The organism is Paraglaciecola aquimarina (genome assembly GCF_032464635.1).
Taxonomy (GTDB): Bacteria; Pseudomonadota; Gammaproteobacteria; order Enterobacterales; family Alteromonadaceae; genus Paraglaciecola; species Paraglaciecola aquimarina.
Map to the genome: position 1 here is coordinate 4300587 of NZ_JAWDIO010000002.1, position 25058 is coordinate 4325644.

23 protein-coding genes and 2 pseudogenes are annotated in these 25058 nt (G+C 38.2%); 12 read left to right on the forward strand and 13 right to left on the reverse strand.

The features are described 5' to 3' along the window. Positions 1–44: 44 nt before the first annotated feature. Positions 45–794 (reverse strand): tRNA pseudouridine(65) synthase TruC, encoded by a 750-nt coding sequence (gene truC, locus RS130_RS21300; RefSeq protein ID WP_316028117.1) that lies wholly within the window; start codon positions 792–794, stop codon positions 45–47. Positions 795–834: 40 nt separating this feature from the next. After that, the gene (locus RS130_RS21305; protein ID WP_316027595.1) at positions 835–1107 is read right to left on the reverse strand and encodes a YqcC family protein; all 273 of its coding nucleotides are present in this window, start codon (positions 1105–1107) and stop codon (positions 835–837) included. 68 nt (positions 1108–1175) lie between these two features. Here RS130_RS21305 and RS130_RS21310 point away from each other — a divergent pair, with 68 nt between their 5' ends. Both RS130_RS21310 and RS130_RS21315 read left to right on the forward strand, forming a co-directional pair. Next, the gene (locus tag RS130_RS21310) at positions 1176–2201 is read left to right on the forward strand and encodes a DUF3549 family protein (RefSeq protein WP_316027596.1); all 1026 of its coding nucleotides are present in this window, start codon (positions 1176–1178) and stop codon (positions 2199–2201) included. Next, positions 2198–2503 (forward strand): DUF3301 domain-containing protein, encoded by a 306-nt coding sequence (locus tag RS130_RS21315; protein WP_316027597.1) that lies wholly within the window; start codon positions 2198–2200, stop codon positions 2501–2503. Before RS130_RS21310 ends, RS130_RS21315 begins: the two co-directional genes overlap by 4 nt. Before the next feature lie 941 nt (positions 2504–3444). Here the strand turns inward: RS130_RS21315 and RS130_RS21320 are convergent. After that, entirely contained in the window at positions 3445–4089 is a 645-nt protein-coding gene (locus tag RS130_RS21320; RefSeq protein WP_316027598.1) for a GNAT family N-acetyltransferase, read from the reverse strand. A gap of 201 nt (positions 4090–4290) precedes the next feature. On the opposite strand from RS130_RS21320, the gene RS130_RS21325 reads away from it, so the two are divergent. Continuing rightward, positions 4291–4590 carry a FlaG family protein gene (locus RS130_RS21325; RefSeq protein WP_316027599.1) on the forward strand — a complete coding sequence of 100 codons (300 nt, stop codon included), beginning with the start codon at positions 4291–4293 and terminating at the stop codon, positions 4588–4590. 51 nt (positions 4591–4641) lie between these two features. Here the strand turns inward: RS130_RS21325 and RS130_RS21330 are convergent, their stop codons facing one another. Then, positions 4642–4905, reverse strand: coding sequence for a SecY-interacting protein Syd (locus tag RS130_RS21330; RefSeq protein WP_316027600.1), 264 nt, complete (start codon positions 4903–4905; stop codon positions 4642–4644). Positions 4906–4936: 31 nt separating this feature from the next. After that, positions 4937–5200, reverse strand: coding sequence for a SecY-interacting protein Syd (locus RS130_RS21335; RefSeq protein ID WP_316027601.1), 264 nt, complete (start codon positions 5198–5200; stop codon positions 4937–4939). Between the two features lie 130 nt (positions 5201–5330). Between RS130_RS21335 and queF the strand changes: the two genes are divergently transcribed. From queF to RS130_RS21355, 4 genes and pseudogenes are all read left to right on the forward strand, one after another. Next, a complete protein-coding gene (gene queF, locus RS130_RS21340) occupies positions 5331–6173 on the forward strand; it encodes an NADPH-dependent 7-cyano-7-deazaguanine reductase QueF (protein WP_316027602.1) in 843 nt (280 codons plus the stop codon). Positions 6174–6247: 74 nt separating this feature from the next. Beyond that, positions 6248–7606 carry a nucleotide 5'-monophosphate nucleosidase PpnN gene (gene ppnN / locus RS130_RS21345; protein WP_316027603.1) on the forward strand — a complete coding sequence of 453 codons (1359 nt, stop codon included), beginning with the start codon at positions 6248–6250 and terminating at the stop codon, positions 7604–7606. 64 nt (positions 7607–7670) lie between these two features. Next, positions 7671–9395: a hypothetical protein gene (locus tag RS130_RS21350; protein ID WP_316027604.1), complete on the forward strand. Its 1725-nt coding sequence runs from the start codon at positions 7671–7673 to the stop codon at positions 9393–9395. A 300-nt stretch (positions 9396–9695) separates the two neighbouring features. Further along, positions 9696–9844, forward strand: a pseudogene (locus RS130_RS21355) (ComEA family DNA-binding protein); the annotation flags it as partial. Between the two features lie 64 nt (positions 9845–9908). On the opposite strand, the gene galU reads toward RS130_RS21355, so the two are convergent. After that, a complete protein-coding gene (gene galU / locus RS130_RS21360; protein ID WP_316027605.1) occupies positions 9909–10802 on the reverse strand; it encodes a UTP--glucose-1-phosphate uridylyltransferase GalU in 894 nt (297 codons plus the stop codon). A gap of 1 nt (position 10803) precedes the next feature. Next, positions 10804–12144: a UDP-glucose dehydrogenase family protein gene (locus RS130_RS21365; protein WP_316027606.1), complete on the reverse strand. Its 1341-nt coding sequence runs from the start codon at positions 12142–12144 to the stop codon at positions 10804–10806. Positions 12145–12608: 464 nt separating this feature from the next. Between RS130_RS21365 and RS130_RS21370 the strand changes: the two genes are divergently transcribed. From RS130_RS21370 to wecA, 5 genes and pseudogenes are all read left to right on the forward strand, one after another. Then, the gene (locus RS130_RS21370) at positions 12609–12998 is read left to right on the forward strand and encodes a hypothetical protein (RefSeq protein WP_316027607.1); all 390 of its coding nucleotides are present in this window, start codon (positions 12609–12611) and stop codon (positions 12996–12998) included. A gap of 81 nt (positions 12999–13079) precedes the next feature. Then, positions 13080–13777 (forward strand): annotated as a pseudogene (locus RS130_RS21375) (YjbF family lipoprotein). Positions 13778–13786: 9 nt separating this feature from the next. After that, positions 13787–14533: a capsule biosynthesis GfcC family protein gene (locus RS130_RS21380; protein WP_316027608.1), complete on the forward strand. Its 747-nt coding sequence runs from the start codon at positions 13787–13789 to the stop codon at positions 14531–14533. A gap of 56 nt (positions 14534–14589) precedes the next feature. Continuing rightward, positions 14590–16668, forward strand: a complete 2079-nt coding sequence (locus RS130_RS21385; protein WP_316027609.1) for a YjbH domain-containing protein — start codon at positions 14590–14592, stop codon at positions 16666–16668. Positions 16669–17087: 419 nt separating this feature from the next. Beyond that, positions 17088–18161 (forward strand): UDP-N-acetylglucosamine--undecaprenyl-phosphate N-acetylglucosaminephosphotransferase, encoded by a 1074-nt coding sequence (gene wecA, locus RS130_RS21390; protein WP_316027610.1) that lies wholly within the window; start codon positions 17088–17090, stop codon positions 18159–18161. Between the two features lie 353 nt (positions 18162–18514). Here the strand turns inward: wecA and RS130_RS21395 are convergent, their stop codons facing one another. The 6 genes from RS130_RS21395 to RS130_RS21420 form a co-directional block, all read right to left on the reverse strand. Beyond that, positions 18515–19819 carry a hypothetical protein gene (locus RS130_RS21395; RefSeq protein WP_316027611.1) on the reverse strand — a complete coding sequence of 435 codons (1305 nt, stop codon included), beginning with the start codon at positions 19817–19819 and terminating at the stop codon, positions 18515–18517. Between the two features lie 117 nt (positions 19820–19936). After that, positions 19937–20254 (reverse strand): glycosyltransferase family protein, encoded by a 318-nt coding sequence (locus RS130_RS21400; protein WP_316027612.1) that lies wholly within the window; start codon positions 20252–20254, stop codon positions 19937–19939. Then, positions 20251–20679: a glycosyltransferase gene (locus RS130_RS21405; protein WP_316027613.1), complete on the reverse strand. Its 429-nt coding sequence runs from the start codon at positions 20677–20679 to the stop codon at positions 20251–20253. Before RS130_RS21405 ends, RS130_RS21400 begins: the two co-directional genes overlap by 4 nt. 1267 nt (positions 20680–21946) lie before the next feature. Next, on the reverse strand, positions 21947–22615 hold the full coding sequence (locus RS130_RS21410) for a glycosyltransferase family 4 protein (protein WP_316027614.1): 669 nt from the start codon (positions 22613–22615) through the stop codon (positions 21947–21949). Between the two features lie 454 nt (positions 22616–23069). After that, a complete protein-coding gene (locus RS130_RS21415) occupies positions 23070–23525 on the reverse strand; it encodes a serine O-acetyltransferase (RefSeq protein WP_316027615.1) in 456 nt (151 codons plus the stop codon). A gap of 20 nt (positions 23526–23545) precedes the next feature. Beyond that, positions 23546–24928 (reverse strand): surface carbohydrate biosynthesis protein, encoded by a 1383-nt coding sequence (locus RS130_RS21420; protein WP_316027616.1) that lies wholly within the window; start codon positions 24926–24928, stop codon positions 23546–23548. Positions 24929–25058 lie beyond the last annotated feature (130 nt).

A 25058-nucleotide genomic window follows, 5' to 3' on the forward strand; every position in this document is an offset into this window, starting at 1 on the left:
ATGTGATTGAATCCGATTTAGGCCAAATATTTAATATTCTGCATTTACAATTGATTGATCTGTTGTTGTTGATGGTGGCTAAGTTGCCACTTTTCTAGTAGTTCGGCCAAATTATTATCTAATTCGCATGATAATGTTAAAGGTAAGTCAGAAATTGGATGTACAAAAGACATCGATTTACAGGTTAAAGCTAATTGATTTAATGCATACTGCTGGCGAATAAAAGCGTTATGTTTGCCATCACCGTGGGTCGTATCACCAACAATCGGATGATTAATATGAGCCATATGTCGACGTAATTGATGCTTTCTGCCTGTTTTAGGCATTAACTTTACTAGCGAATAACGGGCAGTGGCGTAACGCCCAACAGCAAAAGGTAATTCGAAGGTAGCCATCGCGCTAAATTCAGTTACGGCTTGTTGAGCCGGTTTATCTTGTTTAGCCATTTTATCGGCAATCTTGTCTAACTTTTCCTTCAGTGCATAATCAATTCTGCCACTTTCAGGAACATGCCCTCGTACAACAGCTAAATAGGTTTTGCTAATCGATTGGCTAGCAAACTGCTCATTAAGCTTTCTAGCTATGTCTGCAGATAAAGCAAAAACCAATACTCCCGATGTGGGTCGGTCTAATCTATGAACAGGGAACACATGTTGGCCAATTTGATCTCGGACCATTTGCATTGCAAACTGAGTTTCATGTTTATCTAACATACTTCTATGAACTAATAATCCAGATGGCTTATTAATGGCCACCATATATTCATCTTGATAGACAATAGGCAACTCAGTCATTAAAGCATCCATCAATTTTGGCAATGACACTCAGCAAATCCTAGCTATTTTGAACCTTCGAGAACTGCATTTCGGCCATAGGGTATAAAGCCATGTCATTGGGCAACATTTGGTTAGAACGAATTAAATAGCGAATTTGGGGAATAAATATAAATTGCAACCAGCTTTCTAACGCCATTGTGTCATAGGCAAAGGGCACTTTGCTGGCGAGTGCCTCTTCTGGAGGTACAATATCTGACCAAATCTGCGAATTTTTTAAGCAGGACTCTAATTTTATAAGTAGTGTTTCGACTTCTTTATGACTACGTGGCATTATCGCTCACCATAATTATTGAGGTTATTAAGCCTCTTCCATTAAATTCATTCATCATTAAGAATACCATGAGTAATATAGATACAATCAGTGAATTTTTATTACATGCAGGCACCGACTATCGCATTTATGATATGGCGAGAGGCATTAGGCCTGTTAGCTCGCAAACTTTTTTGGACATTGAAAACGGTTTAGTGCCAGCGCCGCTGCCAAGACAACAACATGCTTGGTTCGGAATTTTATTTTTCAATAAACAAGCCAGCAAAGAGCAATATATCTGGTTTGTTAAATTGCCATTGGATGAAAAAGGTTTAGTCATACCTGCCGGAAGACAGCAATTCTTGCAAATAGTGGTTGAAGCACTAGGCCAGTATTTAGAAAATGAAAACAACCCTAACAACCAATTGCCAGAAAACCCATTTACCTTTGTACCTAATCAAAATCAGCTGGCAGACTTTAATAGTATTTGTCGAACGTCACTAGAACTGCCGCCTTCAGCACATTTTGAACAGTTTAAGAATTATCTTGAACAACCTAAAGAACACGATTGGAAAAACCTTGCGATACAAGGCGTTGCCGATTTTTGCGCTACGATATCCACCTCTGATTCGACTGAGTTATTGATCAATACATTTAATGATTTAGCGCCAGAAATACAGAATGCATTGTGCTCTTCATTAGAAAACCATGAAGTAAACTCCAAGTTATGCATGCAACTAATTGACTGGCAACAAGAGAAAACGAATGATCTCCAACGTTTAGCCGCGACCTTACGAGGATTGTGTCAAGGAGTGGATAAACCAGCTATCACCTCTTTTTTACATCAGGTTTTAACCTCTTCTCAGTCTGAAAAGTTAGACATCTTAATTTTAATTGCCGCGAGGCATTGGTCGTACTTAAATGATCAGAGCATTCTAAAAATGTTCATTCAACGGCTAGCAGACTCCGGCTCAGACACGTTTGTTAGTTTGTACTCCGACCTAGTGCAGATACCTGAAATTAGAGTAAGCATGTTGAGTATTCTCAGATGGCCTGACAAAAGCCCGCAACTAACTCAAGCTATTGGCCTATTATTTGGACAAGAATCAGCATGAATTTGTATGACCTAATTCTATTCATCGTTATTTTAGTCGTAGTCGCAAGCTTTTGGCGATTAAGAGCAATTTCTGAATCGGTTAAAGAGTACCTTGATAATTATTGCGAACAACGCCAGTTGCAGTTGATTAGTGTTGCCCGAAATAGCACGCGAATAGGTAGTTATCGAGGAAAATTAGACTTTCAGAGTAGTTTCGTTTTTGAGTTTTCTGGCAATGGCGAAGAGTGTTATCAAGGTAAAGTAACTATGGCTGGGCTGACCGTGCTTGATACCGATATCCCCGCTTACCGAGTGCAGTAAATCACAAAAAATAGACCACTGGCACGAGCACCACCTAGCACATCGCAAAAGTAATCGAAATATATCAGCTAAAAATGAAAAAGGCGTGACTTGACAAAACAAGACACGCCTTTAGAAGAATTCTGAGGGTCCTTCTCTGCATTCCGTCGCAAATCCATCTTAAGCAAATCCAAACTATGCTCTTCCCTCCAGTCTCATTCATCCCGATGAGCCACTCATCCTGAGTGTGTCCTTTGTCCATTCATCTTGTTTCCAAACAAGGCACCATCCCGGTGTGTCCTATATCCCTAACTTGCTTATCCTTAACAAGCTGCACATCACTGTGCTTCCTATCCCTTGGCTTTGTCATCCAGACAAAGACACCATCTTGGTGTGTCCTATATCCCTAACTTGCTTATCCTTAACAAGCTGCACATCACTGTGCTTCCTATCCTTTGGCTTTGTCATCCAGACAAAGACACCATCCTAGTGTGTCCTATATCCCTAACTTGCCTATCCTTAACAAGCTGCACATCACTGTGCTTCCTATCCTTTGGATTTGTCATCCTGACAAATGCTCTCCCTGAGCTCCTTATATCCTTAGTCTACCCGTATTCCTAACGAGGCAATTCCATATGAATTCCAGTCCTGACAGTTTGTATCCTTACAAACTTGTACTTCAATCCTGAAGCCGTCCTGTGTCATCCTTGTGTCTTCCTGACTCGTCGTGTTTCCTTGTGACGGATATAAAGATAGTTGAATTGAAAGATAAAGCGACAAGCAAATTTTGCAAAAAATAGAAATAAATCGACAACAACAAGAGTGTGATTTTAATTTTCTTTTTAATACATAGACTTAAAAATAGTGTAGGTATAAAAGCAGATGAAATTAAGGTGATGACTTACAGCTTTGTACGAAATGTCTTACAAGGAATAGGCGATAAGCTTACATTAGACTTTAGTCTAATTGCGATGCTTAAACATTAAGTGCCCATTAATTCTTCCCACTTGCAATTCTTCAACCAATGAGTAGTGACTATTTTCGAAAAAAGACAAACATTTGGGCAAGGTAACAAACATGGCAACTCCTTCACTAGCAGGATCTTCAAGCATAATGCTATCAATTGCGCCCATTAACACATGACCCAATCCATGGTCTTGTTGATCAGGGTGTACACCTATCAAAGACAACATATGATAATGCTTAGCAGGAATGTGTTCGCGAACTTTAGTTTCCTTTTCGACCATTTGTTTGGTTCCCAAATAGCCAGCAGTTAACAACATTTTAAGCCGCCAATGCCAAAACCTATTTGGGCCTAGAGAGGTATCAGGGCTCAATACACACGCTACAGCAAGTAACCTACTGCCATCAAATAGTCCTATCATTGGCTGTTTTGATAACCAGAACGCATTTAATTCTTCACGAATAGCAGAACGTAAGCGAGATTCATAACCTTCTTTTTCGTATTGAAAAATATCAATAAACAAAGGGTCGTCATGGTAAGCAAGATATAAAATAGACGCCGCAATTTTCAAATCTTCAGCCGCCAAATAAATGGCTTTAATTTGTGAAGGGTCAACTAAACAGTCATCATGTAAATCATTCATAAACGTTGCTCAACTTAATTTTATAACCACTCTACCCTATGATAATTCAGTTGTTAATCTCGAATTCAATGTCAGCCATCAAAAATGTATATTTTATGTTACAAAAACAATTAAACATTCAAATTTTATCACTTGCTGCCATCAAGTTATTGTTAGAATTGGCGGCATCACCTACTTAGCAATAATTTCGAGCGTTTAACGATGAGCAATATCGACTACATTTTGAACCTTTGTCATGACATTAAACATAGTGGAAGAACTCCCTCTGTAGCTTTAATCAAGAATGAAGCGCACAGGCCTATTGCCTTGCCAGAAATAATCAAAGGCCTACAACACTGGAAGACAAACCCTAATCAAGCAAGAAAAAGCCTGGTTGATGCCAAGGTTGAAAAGCAGCCATCGTCATTGGAGCAGCGCGTTGAATTACTCGAACAACAATTAGCCAACGTTTTAGAGCAAGTGAATCGGTTACAAAAGCACATCAATACCAGTTCCCATTGATTACGCGCATTTAAACGCTCCCTGAGTGGCTACGTATCAATACTGATTGGCTTAATGGCTAATCATTTCTGGCTCAAGCAGATCAATAAATTGAGCCAAGTTTGGTGCGAGTATGTCATTTGATTGCAACCCGACTTGTTCCAATAAAACCTGTCCAGTGGAATTATCTAAGGTCAAAATAAAATCTTCTTGATCTGTCACACCAAAAAATAAGGTTTCAGGCTGTCTTAGCCTGCGTTTCATCAAAATATGACCAATAAGATTTTGCTGCAGGCGTTCAAAATCTTGCAGATTCCATGCTTGGAGTAATTGCAAAGCGCCGTTTTTCGCCTTTGCGTTTAGATTGTCACTCCAATACCTGAGCGTAAAACGCTTTTAAATCGGGATGAATAGTCAGTTCCATGGCTTTTTCAAAGCCACTAAAGTCAGCCTGATCATTACGTAATTTTGGACACCATTTAACCCAATCTCCAGCACTGCCACTTTCCTGATAGCACTCAGATGGCCAAGTGGGATCGTACTCAACGGCTAAGCTATTGCTATCCTGCTGCGCCAACAGAATAAAATTCTGAATGAACTTGTCTAACGCTTCAACTACATCATTTTTCATTGTTATTTCTTATTAAATTAAATTGAGTGCTAGTGTATCTTTATGTTTATAAATGAAATACCTAGCCTATTGAGTAAAGATATCATAGGGTAAACTGTCGTATTATAAAAAAGATTGGAATTAATTTAACGTGGACAAAAAAACTGAGGCGATTACTTCCCTTAAAGAATTAAGTTTGGGTAAAGCAACTGAATACAGAGAGACATACACCCCGTCTTTGTTGCAAGCTGTACCAAGAAGTATGAATAGACAAGAAATTAACGTACAAGATAACAATCTGCCTTTTCATGGTTGCGATCGATGGAACGGCTATGAGTTGTCATGGTTGAACCTCAAAGGCAAACCGCAAGTAGCAATATTACAATGTGAAATACCCGCTTCGTCAGCCAATTTAATTGAGTCAAAATCCTTTAAACTCTATTTGAATAGCTTTAATCAAAGCCAGTTCTCTGATTTTACAGAAGTAGCCACATTACTCACTCAAGATTTATCCGCCTGTGCCGGTGAAACGGTGCAGGTTAAATTAGTGCCACCAACAGATTTTGCTCAACAACAAGTAGCCCAATTTGATGCGCACTCAATCGATTCCCTAGATATTGATGTCAATAACTATGCACTAACGCCGGCGCTATTGAGCACAGAAAACGTGGTTGTTAAAGAATCACTTTGCAGTGACTTATTGAAATCCAATTGCCTTATCACCAATCAGCCAGACTGGGGGAGTGTATTCATTCGATACGAGGGCCAACAAATAAACCATGAAAGTCTATTGCGTTACCTAATATCCTTTAGGCAGCACAATGAATTTCATGAGCAATGCGTTGAACGCATATTCTGCGACCTCATGCAGTATTGCAAACCAAGTAAATTGACGGTTTACGCAAGATATACTCGCCGTGGAGGTTTAGATATCAACCCTTTCAGAAGTAATTTTGAACAGATTTATTCTGAAGTAAGACTCGCTAGACAATAGCCGACTCAATACGCAAACGTGCGGTTCGTCGCTATTTGTCTGTCTGTAAGAATAACAAAAGGTCATTATTAACGATGCAAAAAATTCAGCTTAACCCAGTAGGAACCATGAGCCTGTTGTCGCAACTGGAAGTAGATTTACTCAACCAATCTGCCAATGGAGAGCTTCACAAGCTGTTTCGAAATTGTTGTTTAGCCGTTTTATATAGCGGTGCAGAAATTGACAATAGCGAAAGCATTTTCGCTCCTCACCGTGATTTTAATATCAACTTAATCATACGAGAGCGCGGGGTCAAAATAGAATTACTCAACTCTCCAGACATTGCATTTGTAGATGGGGAATTAATACAAGGTGTGCACGAACACCTATTCTCGGCGCTGCGAGATTTGCTATATACCGGGGCAAAATACTCAGCCCAGTCACTGAATTTTCCATCTGACTCCAATTTCATCACCCATAGCGTATTCGATATGTTGCGCCATGCTCAAGCCATTACCTGCTCAGCAGAACTTAATATGGTGGTTTGTTGGGGCGGGCACTCCATTGGCAGTACCGAATACAAATACACCAAAGAAGTGGGCTACCAATTAGGTCTACGTCGTTTAAATATTTGTACAGGATGCGGCCCAGGTGCCATGAAAGGTCCTATGAAAGGTGCCACAATCGGTCACGCTAAGCAACGATACAAAACAGGCCGTTACTTAGGGCTGACAGAACCCGGCATTATTGCCGCAGAACCACCCAATGCCATAGTTAATGAATTGGTCATCATGCCGGATATTGAAAAACGCCTTGAAGCATTCATTCGACTCTCTCATGCCATTGTCATTTTCCCGGGCGGAGCCGGAACAGCCGAAGAACTATTGTATTTAATTGGCATAATGCTAGACGAGAAAAATAGCCAGCAAATACTGCCCATCATCTTAACTGGACCAGAGCAAAGCAAAGCCTATTTTGAATCAATCGACCAATTTATCGGCGCGACACTTGGTTCAGAAGCACAAAAACTCTACGAAATCGTAGTCGGTGAGCCCAGTAAAGTCGCAAAAATTATAAAGAGTAAGCAACAACAGATTCGCGACTACCGAAAACAAACCGGTGATTCATACGATTTCAATTGGTCGTTGAAGATCGCCCCTCAATTTCAAACGCCATTTGATCCAACCCATGAAAACATGGCGCAGCTCAATTTGCATTTTGATCAACCCAAAACCGAATTAGCAGCGGCCTTACGACAAGCATTTTCGGGAATTGTGGCTGGAAATGTAAAAGCCGACAGTGTTAAGCAAATTGAACGAAACGGGCCTTTTCAGCTAAACGGAGAACCCAAGCTAATGGCAATGATGGACAATTTACTTGAGTCATTTGTTGAACAGCAGCGCATGAAATTGCCCGGCAGCAACTATGTGCCCTGTTATCAAATCAGCAAGTAAATCAACACTGACTTAACCAACATTGGGCTTAATAAAAAGCGCTAAGACAATTGAACTTCACTATGTGATGACGTCAAAATTGCTCGTTATTTATCGTGAACAGGCTATTTCGCAGCGACAGCTCCTGGCCACTCGTTCATTCTGTCTTGGCTTATTCAAACTCGCCAAGGCAGAGCCTGATCTGGTTTTTGCTCAACCTCAACTATACAAAGCCGAATATTCTTATATCGAAAACCTCACGTTCAACGCTGCGGTTAATGCCCTGCTAATAAGTGTTCGCAATAACCTAAATGACGCCATTAGCCTGCAATTAATGTGTGCCTGTGTCGGATTAATTGCCGTCGATCAAGATAACATCGCTAACCATTACGTCAAGCAAGGCAAGACTCGTGCTCCGGCACCACTGTCAACCAGCCATAACACGCTGTTACGCAATATTAAAAAGAGTAAACACCATATTTGGTCGTCGGTTCATTTTATTGGGCCTTATATTCACCAAGCTAGTAGAACCAAATTAGCACAGTTCACATTGCTACAAAGTATTGCATATATTGGGCTTAAACTGACTTTGCTGTGCACACCCAACAAAAAATACAAGACACCCAAGTATGCATTTGCTTTTAAACAGCTTTGCCTGCTAAGTCCGGAACATTGGTCTAGGTGCCTCACCCCACTTTTGCCATACCCAAGTTTAACGCCACCGGGAACCTTTGTTAGAGTTAATAATGCCGAACTTTACTTAGTTTTGTCCATTAGTCAGTTGGGCGTGACGGTCAAACGAATAGGTAAAAAATCAGAAGAGCCGATAGTGACTAACCTAAAGCTCACTAAAATTGAAAGCTTAGCTCAATGCTACAGTAACCAAACAGTGCAGAAAATTTCCATGTTAGACCAATGGTGGGATCGATCACTACAGCGTTTCTTGCAAGATCAGCAACCTCAACAGTCCGTCTCACCTTTTGCCTCACGCTCGCCTATTCAAGCAGCCCCTTCTTCTTTGTTGGTTGTGCAAGACCAACTGAATAACACTGACACTGATGTGTCAATCATTGCAAAAGCCATGGCTCAGGAGCCGACTTTCATTAAGCAGTTACAACAGTCTGCCAGTAAGAACAATAGACATAAACAACCCATAACATCGATACAGCAATGTTTGGCGATGCTTGGATACGAACGAGCGAGTAACGTGTTGTTAGAAAATGCCTTGTTACTAAAGTTGAACCAAGAGTATTTCCCACTTCAACAAAGATTATTAATTTTTACCCAGTTAAGTGCTTCAATCGCACAATTCTTAGCTTCTAAAAGCAATCGACAATCGCCCATTCTAGCTAGCAAATCGATGCACTTTTTGCTCTCGGGCCTATTTACTTCGGTAACAATAAAAACACTCAATAGTTGGCCATTAGGCACCGCCCAAGCGTTGAAATTATCTAACCTTATTGCGGTGCCACACAAACAAGATCTTAAGAAAATTAGCCTGTTGCTTGCACAAACTTGGCAACAAAACCAATCTATATTGACTGACCTAGACGAATACGATCTCGCTAACCTGTCAACTGAAAAGCAGACTATACAACCAACCAGTTACTTACTAGGACTTAGCCTTGTAATTGCCAAAAAGGCGTATTTTTCACAAAGTATCGACTCTGTAGAAACAAAAAACTATATCGACTTAGCGCTCAAATCTCTTGATTTAGCACCTAAAATACTTGAAGAAGCCGCCAACACTTGTTTGTGCCTTACCGCAGCCTACTCACCACTTTGTCATACGGAGTCGGCTGCTCGATAATATACTTCAATCATCGCCATGCGAAGCATCTAAGAATTTTTGAAGATAATTTTTTACATTTCTTTACCAACCAAAATCCCTCAACTACATTTATTTTGAAGTATCAGCATTACCATGGAATCAACTACAAGGAATTACCCAATGAAAAAATATACTCATGTATTTTTGCTCTTTATTTTGATGTCTGGCCTGTTTGCCGTGCAATCCTTAGCAGAGCCAACCAAAATAAAAGCTTCTTCAAGTCAGATGCAGTCTAAGACATTTAACTTAAACTCAGCTTCTTTAGAACAGCTAGTAACTTTGCTTGGAGTAGGTAAGAAGAAAGCTGCAGCCATTCTTGAATACCGTAAAAAAATGGAAAATTTAAAAGCGTTGACGATCTAGTCAAAGTGAAAGGAATAGGGAAAAAAATGGTGAATAAATTCAGAAACTTATTAACAGTAAGCTAAAAAGAAAGGGAGTACCTTATGCAGGTACTCCCTCTATTTCATTTAAACGATATTTAATTTAGAACTAAAGCTTTAATTCTTTTAAAAACGTCTTAAAGTCAGCACCTAATTCAGGGTGACGTAAAGCATATTCTACGTTGGCCGTCATATACCCTAATTTGCTACCACAATCGTGGCTTACGCCCTTCATGTAATAGGCGTCAACTTGCTCCATGCTCATCAAAGAAGCAATAGCATCAGTTAGTTGCACTTCATCACCGGCACCTGGAGGAGTAAACTCTAACAAGTCCCAAATGTTTTCAGACAGAACATATCGACCGACAACCGCAAGATCAGATGGCGCATCCTCTATAGCTGGCTTTTCAACCATACCGTGAATTTTGCCAGACTCACCAGATGAGATCTCCAAGCCTTCTAAATCAACCACGCCGTATTTATTAACGTCTTCATGGGGAACTCTTTCAACCATAATTTGACTAACACGACTCGTGTTAAATTTAGACACCATGTCAGCTAAGTTGTCTTTCTTCAAATTACTAGAGTATTCGTCAACAATTACGTCAGGTAATACAACAGCAAAGGGTTCGTCACCAACCATGGGACGTGCACATAACACAGCATGTCCCAAGCCTTTAGCAACGCCTTGGCGCACATGCATGATAGTTACGTCTTTTGGAATAATAGCTTGCACTGCTTCCAATAATTGACGTTTAACTCGTTTTTCTAATGTAGCTTCTAATTCAAAGCTAGTATCAAAATGGTTCTCTATACTATTTTTACTAGCATGGGTTACCAAAATAATCTCTTTAATGCCTGCATTTACGCACTCACTTACCACATACTGAATGAGTGGCTTATCAACCACTGGCAACATTTCTTTAGGAATTGCCTTTGTGGCTGGCAACATTCTTGTACCCAGTCCAGCAACTGGAATAACTGCTTTTTTAACTTGTCCCATCTTACTTCTCCTTAACCGATAAACCTCTACCAATTGCATAGTACTGCAATCCGTATTCCATCATTAATTTTGGCTCAAACAAATTTCTACCATCAAAAAGAAGTGGTAAGGTTAACTTTTCTTTTATCAATTCAAAATCAGGCGCTCTGAATGCTTGCCATTCGGTGCATATCACCAAGAAGTCTGCCCCTTCTAGTGCGGCCTCTTTTGTTCCCATTAATGACAAATCATCTCGACTACCATAAATTCGTTGCGTCTCTTCCATAGCCTCAGGATCAAAGGCTTTTACCTTAGCCCCTGCTTTCCATAATGCTTCCATTAATACTCGACTAGAAGACTCACGCATATCATCGGTATTTGGCTTGAAAGAAAGCCCCCATAACGCAACCGTCTTACCAGCTAAGTCGCCAGAGAAGTGACTAGAAATATAAGAAAATAGTTTTTCCTTTTGCTTATAATTTACTAATTCAACAGATTCTAATATTTGAGCGGTGTAGCCAGCATCAGATGCACTACGAGCGAGCGCTTGCACATCTTTGGGGAAACATGAACCACCATAACCACAACCAGGGTAAATAAACTGATAACCAATGCGCGGGTCTGAACCAATCCCTCTACGTACGTTTTCGATATCTGCACCAAAAACTTCCGCTAGGTTAGACATTTCATTCATGAAACTAATCTTTGTCGCAAGCATGCAATTCGCCGCGTATTTAGTTAACTCGGCACTGCGAATGTCCATGACAATAATTTTGTCGTGATTACGATTAAACGGAGAATACAATTCTCGTAATTTTTTCTCTGCGGTCTCGCTATCTGTACCTAAAACAATACGGTCTGGGCGCATACAATCATTAACGGCCGCGCCTTCTTTCAAAAATTCAGGATTAGACACCACATCGTAAGTAACAGACTTATTAAATTTAGCCAGTGTTTCAGCCAATTTTGCACTGACTTTATCTGCGGTCCCAACAGGAACAGTAGACTTATTAATGACAATTTTATGAGATTCCATATGAGTGGCAATGGTTTCTGCCACGGCCAATACATATTTTAAGTCTGCCGAGCCATCTTCATCTGGCGGTGTGCCTACGGCAATAAAAATCACTTCACCATGTTCGATACCCATTTTGGCATCTGTTGTAAAATCTACCCTTCCAGCCTCATAGTTAGATGTCACTAAAGGTGTTAAACCTGGTTCGTAAATAGGGATGTGACCTTCTTTAAGCCTATCTACTTTATTTTGATCGACATCAATACATACAACATCATGACCTACTTCAGCCATAACAGCGGCTTGTACCAAACCTACATATCCAATTCCAAAAACTGTTACTTTCATTTAACAAACATTCCTGTATTTTTTACAATTAAGTTCTCTATAACCCCGTAAGCACAATATATCAGTATTATTTTTCATTTCTATGACTCACTCAGAATTAAATTATTTAATTTAGGTCGAGTGATTATCAAAATCGAAATGCACGGTCAATTTTTCAACCTAATAACGTTAATTATTGGCAGAGAATTAAGTCGCGTCTATTACTAATAAATGGCTCAAGACTATGACACGACTGCCAATTAAATAAAACCCGCCATGCAGTTAAACATACACCCTACACTTACCAGCCTAAGTAGTGACAATTGTTTAATAATGTTCCGGTTATTCGGTTCCCACCAACATATGAAAATGAGATGATTCGAGCGGCAAAATTTAATGCCCAAATAATGAATAATTATTGAGCTTGGTAGAGTATTCAATTAGACTGTCGACATTACTGTTAATTTACATCTAAGGAAAGTTTTATGAAAAAAGTCCTATTAGCTACTCTTGTAGCCTTTTGTTTTGCTGGCCAATCGTTCGCTCAACAAGAACAAACTGGTGGTAACCAAGCTACTAATTCAGCAACGGGTAACATAGCTAACACTACTATTGTTGCAAGCGCTGTTGGCGTTGGTCTTGTAGCCGCTGTAGTTGCTAACAACCGTGGCAATGTTAAAGCGGAAACCGTTGAGCCGATTGAATGTGGTGCGGGTGAAGAACTAGTGAACGGCGTATGTGTTCCTGTTTCTACTTCAACAACAGCAACTTCAACCGTAACTGCAACTAATACTGTTACTAGTACAGTTACAAATACTGTTACAAGTACTATGACAACTCCGGTTACAGTAACAGCAACTACTACCGCGCTATAAAAATAGAAAATATTTAAAAGCCGCCTCATGGCGGCTTTTTTATTGCAACATTGTCAGAATGTCTATCTGGATAACTCCTTTATGAAAGTGAAAACTTTACTCCTTTACTTGGTTCTTTGTATTGTAACGAGTAGTTGTAGTGGTACCTACCATGCTTATTATCAAACGTTAAAAATTGCATTTTCACAAGCACAAGATGCTCAAGTTACATTGGCAGCAGTCAAACAATCAAAGGTCGATTTAATTGCCGTTAAACGAGGTGAGCGAGCTACCGCCACCATGGCCTTAGCGTATCTTGAAAATAATCAACATAAATGGGTATCAAACGACAATGCAATGCTGGTTATGGAAAAAGGCCGAATCATTCGTACTTTAGGGTTTAAAAAAACCTGCTCTTCATGGCTAATACTAAGAATGACCCTTTGAAATCACTACCACAAGAGATAAATTCAAAATCCAATACTTCACTATGGTCAACTGCAATAGATCTAAATCATGATGAGTATAGCCATCCAATTGAGTCTACATTCGGTCCCCCATCACAACAAACGCTAGTGATATTAGGGCAAAATATAGCCACAAGAATGTATGTTGAAAACTTGAGTTATCAAGCGCCAGCAAAATATATACAGTTAACTAGTCAATGGCAAAACTACTTTTGGTATGCCGAAGACGGCACTCTGATTAAAAGTAAGCAACAAATATCGCCTATTACTGACGCGATAGAAATCACCTACCTAAGCAGAGCTGCACGGATCAGCCAAGTCGCAGTGGATTGAACAAAGCCCATGATTAAACGAACTATATTTTACATAACCTTACTAAGCGCCATTACCTTAAATACTGCTATGGCTTCGGTAACGGTTGAGATTAACCAGCAACAGTATAAATTTGACCATTCACCTAGCGTTGCAGAAGTATTGGCTCCTGTGGCGATGCAGCAAAACTGGTACTGGCCTGCCACGGCTTTATTTGAAATAGGAAAAAGCACACAACTGGAAGAGACACGTCAGCTTGTTGTCGATACTTTAACAAGACTGATAAAACGTCATCAAAAAAGTCAGCCAGAAACAAGTTCACCATTAACAAACCTACGAGATAGTATCGCTAATTGGCGCTTAGCGAGTCGACTCCCGACTAAAATTGACTATGATTTGGCACGATTATTACCCGCCCAAAACCCTCAAATGCCAGCAGGTAATTACCTGCTAACACTAGCGCCTAGAAAAAACTCAGTGCAACTATTTGGTGCGGTCAATAGAACCAGCAATGTGCCTCACCTAGCCCACACTGATGTTAGTGAGTATGTCGCTAAGCAAGTCAAATCAGATTTGGCCAACAACGATTACGTTGTGATTCTTCAAGCAGACGGGCGAATAATAAACGCCCCCGTAGCCTATTGGAATAGGAACCACCAAGAAGTTATGCCTAGTAGCCAGCTATTTGTGCCATTTAAAGAAACGTTATTTTCCCCAGAGTTCGCTCTTCTCAACCAGCAAATAACAACATTAGCGTTACATAGAGTACAGTCATGATATTGAAAAGATATAAAACAAAGGTGACGTGCTCTTCCTTTGCACTCCTATTTGCAATGACGACAGTAGGTCAACCTGCACAAGCACAAGATGCTCCTTTGGCATGGAACATATCTCCTTTAGGTAGTTCATTAATGGTGCATGGCGGTACTGGCCTCATTCAAACGCCTACTTCGCGTATGCTACAAGAAGGAGATTTGCGAGTCAGCTATACCGACAATGATCAGTATCGGTTTTGGTCGGCGACCTTACAATTATTCCCGTGGTTGCAATCTACGGTGCGCTATACAGATGTTCGCACCCGTTTATACAGTCAATTTCCAGGATTCAGTGGTGACCAAACCCTAAAAGATAAAGGAATTGACGCCAAATTTCGCTTACTAAAAGAGAGTTTTTACTTACCCGAGATGGCAGTAGGATTCAGAGATTTTGGTGGGACCGGTTTTTTCGAAAGTGAATTTATCGGGGTAAGCAAGCGCGTAGGAAACTTCGATCTCCATTTAAATATTGGTTGGGGCTACTTAGGCACTGATGCAAATATTACTAACCCTTTCTGTGAGATCAACGACGACTTTTGCAATCGACCTGGTGGGTTTACTGGGCGAGGTGGGAAAATAGACTACCAACGCTTTTTCAAAGGCAGCGCTTCTTTATTCGGTGGAATTGAATATCAAACTCCTTGGGCGCCTTTACGGCTAAAGCTAGAATATGAAGGTAATAATTACCAAAGAGATCGCGCTGGTGCCCTAGAGCAAGACAGCAATTGGAATATAGGTGCCAATTATCAATGGAACAATTTAGACTTTAGCCTCAATTTTCAACGAGGCAATACCATTGGCTTTGGCATTAATTACAATTTCAATTTACACAGCATTAAACAAATTAAGATTGACGAGCCACCAAGAGCGTTAACAAATAAACCAAATGACTTTGCCATTCAACAAGTGAATAAGAGCAGATTAGCGAGAGACTTATATTATCGCGCGGGTTTTGCACTTGACTTGACAACATCTACGTTTAATCAAGATGAAGTAACCTTATACGGTCAACAAAGTAGTTACCGAAACGATCAAGAAGCCATTGAGCGAGTTGGACGGATCACTGCATTTGAACTACCCGATACAGTCAAAAAATATCATATCGTTAATACATTAGGCTCAGTCCCTCTAGTAGAAACGGTTGTCGATGCGGAGGCTTTTAAAACAGAAGCAACCTATCAAACTCTTACACCAGATTTAGCAAGCAGTTATCAACGTCAAGATCTCAGTAAAAACACTATCGAACAGTATAACCCTACCAATACAAGCGGATTTTTTACTGGCCTTGAAACGTTTTGGATCCAAACTTTTGGCAACCCTGAAGATTTCTATTTGTATCAAGGTGGCGTGCTGGTTAACGGAGGCTATAGCTTTAATGGCAAAAGTAGCGTTGCAGGCACAATAAAAGTTAACTTATTTGAGAACTTTGATAAATTCAATTTTACTACCGACTCTGCAAATAGCACGTTGCCTAGAGTTCGTTCCAATGCCAGAGAATATGTATCGAATCAAGATGTCACCTTAGAAAATCTATTTTTGCACTGGAATGATCGTATTGCGCCAAATTTGTATGCACAAGCATATGGCGGATATCTAGAAGCCATGTTTGCAGGAGTGGGGGCTGAATTACTATATCGACCAGTCGACAGCAATTTAGCTTTTGGATTTGACCTAAACTACGTGCGACAACGTTCATACGAAAATGATTTCGATCTTTTTGACTATAAAGTTGTCACCGGTCACGCCAATATTTATTGGCAGCCAGCATTTTTACCCGACACTCAATTAACCTTCAATATTGGTCAGTATTTGGCTAAAGACAAAGGTGTAACAATAGACTTCGCCAAGCGTTTTGATAGTGGTATCGTTATTGGAGCTTATGCGGCGTTGACCAATGTAAGTGCCGAAGAATATGGCGAAGGAAGTTTTACCAAAGGCTTCTATTTATCGATCCCATTTGACTTGTTTTCTTTAAAACCAGCTAAGGGACAAGGACGTATACCATGGGTACCAATCGCTCGCGATGGGGGCCAATCGCTAATACGCCCAATCATGCTGTATAACACGACTCAAGAACGCTCGCCTTTTTTTAAGTAACGAGTATATTTTAGCCAATTACCAATTCACTTATTGTAGTGAATTGGTAATTTTGCCTTATTTTGACAATAACAGTCGATTGCACCACTGGGTATAATTAACGCTTAACTTACCGAATAGTTTTTAACCGCTCGCAGCCTTAAACAACTAGAAAGCAACTACATAAGTTTTCGATTCAACACGTTAAAGCATAATGAAAAGTCGGCCCGCTTAGTGAGCAATAAATTGAGCCTACCCTCGCCTGCCCAGTAAATGTAACAAAGTTATATACAAAAACTTACAAGGTACTAATATATACCGCGCAGCAAAGAAAATTAACCGCTCAATCTAGAGCAAATATTCGAATTGTAGTAATGGCTTCTCAAAAAGCGTGTTATAATTTTTTGGTTTTTTGGATTCATCTTGGAGAGTGATATTTAATGGATGCAATGTCGAGCAGTTATAATTATGTGTTCATGTGGGCATTCGCTGTTGCATGTTTAGCGATAGTTGGCCTACGCCCTATAGCTGCAAATGTTGGATTAGTAGATAGACCTAATGCTAGAAAAAAGCATTTAGGCGATGTGCCGTTAATTGGCGGTATAGCAATTTATTTTACTATGTTAATAGTCTCTCAAGTATTCTTAGAAAAATCTCAGTTAGTTAACCTTTATATGATTTCTTGCTCATTCATGGTGCTTATAGGCGCTTTAGATGATTTTTATGATGTTAGTGCTAAATTGCGGCTTCTGGCTCAGTTATTAATTGCGTCGATTCTGGTTTTAGGGGCCGGACATGCACTATACGACATGGGTAACATTTTAGGTTTGGGTAATGTCAACTTAGGCATAGTGGCAATTCCAGTCACCCTATTAGCCGTAGCAACCGCTATTAACGCTTTTAACATGACAGACGGTATTGACGGTTTAGTTGGCTTTTTAGGCATAGTTACTTTTTCAAGCTTGTGCATACTATTTTATTGGGCAAATAATCAAGAATTATTTGTTATGTCAGCCATTTTCGTGGCTGCTCTCTCAGCCTTCCTGTTATTTAATTTGGGTGGTTTACGTAGAATTTTTGGTAAAATATTCATGGGCGACGCTGGCAGCATGATGATTGGCCTCACTGTAGTCTGGCTACTGGTATTAGGCACCCAGAACGGAGAAGCTAGTTTTCGCCCTGTGACCGCATTATGGATCATTGCTGTGCCATTGATGGATATGTTTGCCGTTATGCATAGACGAGTCAAAAAGGGTAAATCTCCTTTGTCTGCCGACAGAGATCATTTACACCATATATGTATTCGCTTCGGTTTTTCTTCAAAAAGTTCTCTAACAATCATAACCTTTTTTGCCATGCTCTTTGCAGGATTCGGGTTGCTAGGAGAACATTATAAAATTCATGAAGGAATCATGATGCTGAGCTTTATTGTTGTATTTATTATTTATGACTATGCATTTATCCACATTTGGAAAATTTCAAGATTACTGCGCCGATATAAACGTAGACTTTAATTCAGGCAGATAAGTTATCTACAAAAGCTCTCTAACAATAATAACCTTTTTACCATGCTCTTGGCTGGGTTTCAGTTGGTAGACGAACATTATAAGATTCATGAAGGAATCATGATGCTGAGCTTTATTTTTGTATTTAATATTTATGACTACGCATTTATCAATATTTGGAAAATTTCAAGGATATTACGTAGTCGTTATTAGAAGTCTCTTTACTATCGCCTCTCATATACTGTTGGCTAATACAGCCGGGCCACATCGGTGCACAGCCGGTTTTAAGCTTAAATCAGCCAGTAAGCATGCACTAGCTGTACTATAAAACTGTGTTCGGTATTACCTAACCACTTCAATATCTAATTAAAATATCCATCAATTATGTTATACAACTTTTTGACATGATCGCCACTTTCAAAGCTGTCAAGTTGAACTCCTCTTGTATAAAGAAAGCCTTCAGAAAAGTGCATTCCATTCTTAACCGCAACAAAAGCTAATTGGTCAGAAATTTCATAATCTGACACCCCATCTCCAACCAAAAACGTTCCTTTAATTTCTTTAGGATAAGTTAAAGTAACAAATAAACTCTTTCCTCTATTATCAATTTCGTTAAAAATTTTAATTCCGTCACTTAGTGAAATTAACTTACTTAAGTATGCCTTAGCAGAAGATGCATCTTCATTACTTGCAAATTCAATAAGAAAATCACGGGTCATTCTAGGGAAAACTTTTGAATAATTAATGTTAAGAGTAGATAAGAAGTGTTCGTGATCCTTAATTCGCCAGTAATATTTCTCACTTGTGAAAGGAATCTGAGTAAGCCCTGTAGCTAAAACAATGTCGTAATCTAGCGCTAGATACTCCCCAATAATTCTATCGTATAAATTTAACAAATCTAAAAGTGGATCTTTTTCTTTCCCGACATACCAAGAAGGATTTTTGATTGCTTCTGCTTTATCTATGACTTCATAAACTTTTGAATTAAACATATAGTGGTGTTGTATGTGGGCTCCAGCATTTAAGAATACAGTTGAAAAGTTCGTCTTATATTTTCTTAAGAAAGACATATGTATATCATGCAGTAATAAGTCTAAGACCATTGCTTTCGACCATTTTTTGCTCAATGAAGAAATTATTAATTTAAAATATAGAGAATAATTTTTCACTCTAGCAAAACGCAACAAAGCAAGTACAAGAATACAAATGCTATCAACAGAAACCTTACTTTGTGCGTTGTCATTGACAGTCTGCTGAATAGCCTTAGTTAACTTTCGACTCCAAAACGAACCGTCACTATGCGTTTTAGTCCATGGATCAGGCACAAAATAACACGGTTTTTTCAAATTATTAGAGGCATTCATTGGTGATATTGCACCAACTGCATACCCTTTCATCTCTACTTTTTCAAAAATCTGTGGGATTGAACTGTATACTATATCCCCAAGACGAAATATTTTATGAGAAGAATAATCAAGCCCAGTATGAGCAGAAACCCACTGTATCCAAGGCTCAAGCTCCTCATATTTATTTTCTGAAGACGTTCTACAAACTCCTGATTCTAATAATTTTTGAAAATTAGGTAACTTGGCAAGTTTTATGTATTTTTCAACAAACTCAAAGTTAATCTCATTCAACTCTATCAAGAGTAAATTTTTCTTAGCCACCTATATCCCTCAATTCTTTTAATTTATCTGTGTCCAAATGATAAGATAGCTCGATTTAACCAGCTTTATTCGACACATGAATTTTACACTAAATACTAAATATTCTGTACTTGAACTTTATTTAATTATATATCCCATCAATTTAGATGGGTACTTAGATAAAATAGAAAACCAATTAGCCCTGATACCATTTTCTTTACATGATTCAAGCATTTCTTTATTGAGAACATAGTTTGACATCAGACCTGAAGTACTGACACCTCCAAGCCTCATTTTTACAATTTCTTCTTGTAAATACTTGAAAGAAGTATTCGGCAAATAAAAAATACGAAGCAACATATCGAAGTCGGAAGCAATCTTAAAGTCAGTACGATATAAGCCAGCATCGAGGTAACACTGCTTTCTTACATATAAGGAGGGATGAGCAGGCATCATTCCTCGAGAGAATTTCCTTTTATCAAATCCAGCAGACGAATAGTGCCTTTTTTCTTTGAAAAAGAGGATTGCGCGTAAAACCCCACATCGCCATAGATTCCATCATCATTACCGATTCCTCTCACCAAATTTTCGATTGTATTCCTGGAAGCTAATATATCGTCAGAATTAAGAATACCTATAACATCCCCCGTAGCGATCCTAATCCCCTTATTCATAGCATCATATAGACCGTTATCCTTCTCACTTACATGATGTGACACCACATGTGGGTATCTAGAAACGATATCATTTGTACTATCTGACGAGTTCCCATCTACGATAATATATTCTATATTTTGATACTTTTGAGATTGAACAGATATTATCGTCTCTTCAATTGTTGAAGCTGAGTTAAAACAAACTGTGATGATTGAAACTTTCATATATCCTTAAAATATTTAATAAATTAAACAATTAAATTATGATTCTAATGCAAAGACAAAGCACGAATATTTTTTTAGAAATGCCTACCCAATCAGCTTTATTTACAGGCTTTTTTTTCGAATGAAACATAGCAAAAAGTAAAAAGGCAACTATAGGTAAAGCAACTGATAATGCCGAATTTAAAAGAAGAAACAAAAAGATTGATTCGAAGACTCTACGTAATCGTCCATTTTGAATCGCCCCAAAATAATAGGTGCAAAGAATAACTCCCAAAAAGCCTAACTGATATACAAAACTGCCCATATAAGACATAATTTTAGTATGCCCTCCATACCAAAAATATCCTGAATAGTTTTCTTTTAATATCTGTGCAATAGACTGAAATGAAGTCGCCCCTCCATGAGAAATAGATTTTCTATAAGTCCTTCATATGGAAATATAACGCTAGAAACTCTAACATTTATACTCGCATCTTTAAATACAAGCTCCCCAACACCAACATTACTAATCAAATTTAGTATTTTAGCCACACGTATATCAGGAAAATAATTCATTACAGCAGTGCCTGCAAAATACACTGATAATATAATTAAAATAAGATATATAAAACTAATTCGGTATAGGGTTATAAGTGAAACAGCTATTAGCAAAAACAACACCGTCATACTCGATTGGGCTAAAATCATTATAGAGAATAAATTTAATATAATTAGAAACCATAACTGTTTGCTAGGCTTATAATCTGTATAGACTAAATAAAGCCAACTAAAGATTAAAAGTACTATTCCAAAATTGGTAGGCTCGACGGCTAAACTAGTTACACCACGTCCTTCTGTTGTCCTAATAGGTGCAATATAATTAACTAGTCCTTCTCCAATAACAATTTGACAAACCCCAAAAAAATATAAACCAAATTAATAGCCACCAAAGTGCTCATTGGGATTCCATATTGCTCGTAATACAAATAGCAGGCAAAAAACACAGTGGAAAAAAACACATAGGAGAGTAAAACTCTAATAATTAAAAATGAATCACCGTCATAATAAAAGCAAGATACTACTAGCGAGAATATTGGAGCTAAAAACACTAAAAAGATATTTTTGTTTAATATTTTGTGATTAAAAAAAATATATAACTAGATGCAATTAAAAATGCCCAAGGTTGACTATCCATATTATTTGTACGAAAAGATACCCAAGGGAAAAATGTTGCTACGATAAAACATTGGGCAATAATATATTTAATTGATAATTTACCCATAAAAATTTAACTAAGTATAACCTTTCGCATTTTTTGATAATGACATTCCCAGGTGAATTTACTATTAAACTTTTCTCTAGACCACTTACACATTGAAGCTAACTCCTCATTATCTCTAATCAGAAGCTCCATTTTTTGAGCCAAATCATTCACATTAGCATATTCAACGTACTTAGAATTTTTATCATCAACTAAATCAGGGATAGAACGGTAATTCGTTGCAATAATTGCACACGAATATGCCATTGCCTCAATAATACTAACAGGCTGCCCTTCCACGTGATAATTTGTAGGTAGGACTAAAATATCAGCCCTATTTAAAATATCTTTTTTTCGCTCGCCATCAACTGTTCCGATGTAAGAGATCTTACCTTTATTGTTTTTTCGGACTATATTTAGGAACTTGTCTTTTTGTTGTTCTACATCATCGGGGTCATCTGGGCTTTGCATGAAATCACCAGCAAAAACAACCTCAAAATTAAAAACGTTAGACTCAAGCAGTTTGACAGCAGCTTCAGCCAAGTGAGTATATCCTTTACTAAATATCAAATTAGACAAAAACAAAAACGTAACACAATCACTTTTATTTATTTGCTTATTCGGTTTTACATTAAAAGTTAACGCATTCTCAACAACGATTATTTTATTAGCTATCTCTGGCATAAAATCGTACATTTTGGTAAGCGAATCACCCAAAACAATGATTCTACTAGCAGACGACAAAAAGATTCTCACCAACCTTTTTAGCCACGGAGGGCATGAATCATAAAAATGATCATAATTACCCCCTTTCAAATGTACGATGAATTTTGTTCGAGGAGAAAACATGTTTCGCAGCACTACTAATGTAAAGTCTCTCAAAAAACCGAATTTTGTAGAGCCTTTCGTCAAATAAATTGAGTCAGGTCTTTTTACAATTAAAAAATAGGCAAATAGAATAATTATCCGCAGAGTATCCCAAACCCTGTTCCAGCCAAGCCTGCCAGTTATATGGGCCGATTTACTACGGGGGAAGTTTCAACATGAAACAACTCTATATTTGGCTCAAGCCGAAATGTATCTCTTAACTTTTGAAAGGAAACTGATTGACCAGTGAATGGCTCTGGTGTAGGTCCAACCATAACTAACTTCATAATGAGTCTTCTTTTGGTTTATTGATTACTCTTGCTGGTACGCCTACAACACTTACATTCTTTTGTAAGATAGATTGAATAACCACTGAATTTGCCCCAATAAGTACGCCCTCCTCAATATCAATATCTCCCAATAACTTCGCACCAGTACCAACTATTACGTTCATTTTTAAATTTGGCATTCCATCGTTGGTCCCTACATTTTTTTTACCTATAGAAACACCATCAAATAGGCACACATTACCCCCTAACGTGGCATCGGCACCAATAACTACGTTAAAACCATGTACCAAATGGAAACCAGATTGAATATTAGCTGCGGGATGTATATCACACTTAAAAACAAACTTTGCTATTTGGTAGATAATCAATCCTATAGGCCTTAACAATTTTATATGAAAACATTGTGCATAGATTCTGAAAATTAAAACAACCCAAAATTCAAATGACATTAAAGTTGATAATTTTCTTGTCATGGAAAAAGGGGGCGACACTTGCCTACAACTTCCCCCAATGCGGCAATGTAATCAGGTTTAATTTTTTTAATTCTGAAAACATCAATCCCCTCCCTATTAACAGAAAAACCTTCTAGGTTCATACATTTTGAAATGTCTTCAACTTTAGCTCTAAATTTCACTGTAGAAATAAATGGATATTTTTTCCTCGCGTAGCAATGTCTTAACTTCAAGTTAGATAATAATAGTTTGATAATTTCTCTTAGAAAAAAACGTATATTCTTTGAACGTTTACTATTAGTTTCATTAGTAACTGTTTGCACCCCATCATACAAAGACTTGGCAATTAACTCACTAGCGTTGCATTCTGGGTCATACTTTATTATTTCATTCAATTTAGATAGGTTATCTGCCATTAGATACAACCCCTCTTTGTCTCGAATAATATCAACAACTTCTTGAATATTTTCAGCTTTTTCTCCTAATTCGTTTGCTTGCACCAAGTCATATTCGTCTGAAGTAGCAGGTACAAAACTAATAACGGGGACTTCCATAGCTGTAGCTTCAACGCTTGTTGTACACCCATTATGTACCATAACCTCCGCGCAACTTAACCATGAAGCGATATCAAACTGACTAGAAACCAAAATATTTTCAAACTTATTGAAAGTTCGCCAAACACTGTCACATTCGGACGGGTGCGGGCGAACAACAATCATATGTTCAGGAAACTCCCGAGCCAAAGTTGTAGGCAATTGAATAAATTCTTCAAATATTACTTTAGAGTGTTCATAAAAGCCTTTATGAAATGCTCTAGATTTCTCTGTATTCATATATCCATTATCTTCAAGCAATTTAAAGTAATTGATATTCTTTGATAAGTTAACATCTCCAAAACGAGAAACTAACAAAATAATTTTCTTTCCTTTTACCAAACTGTTAATTTTATTTTTATTATTATTATAAAAGCGCCGCTTCCGAGGCGCATAAAAATCAAACCTTGGATTTCCAGTTATAATTAATTTTTCAGATGACTTAACCCATGAAGGAAAACTCGATAGTTCAAGATTTCCATTTACAAAAACGCCTGACAGCATGCTTAATAAATCTTTAGAAAAACGTGTATTTATTGATGAGTCATTTAACGGTGGGAGAATACCTTCTTCATCTAATGAATATACTTTATGCCCCTGAGACAACAGCTTTTCTACGAGTTTAAACTCGAATGACGCCGCACTTTTTAGCAATACAACACCGGGCTTCTGAATAGTATTGAAGACTTCTACATCCCGACCAATAATAACATCAGAAAACCCAATATCTAAAGAGTATAAAGCTACAGCAATTCTGGATGCTAACTCTCTGGACTGAGATTCAACGGGAATATACAATCTGGACATAGTAATTAACCTAATAAAAATCCAATTCTAATAGAAACGCTTTCTGTAGAACATTTAACTAAATAGCAATTAAAAGTGACATAGTAAATCTTCACTCGCTACCCTTCGAAAGCGCATAATTATACATTTA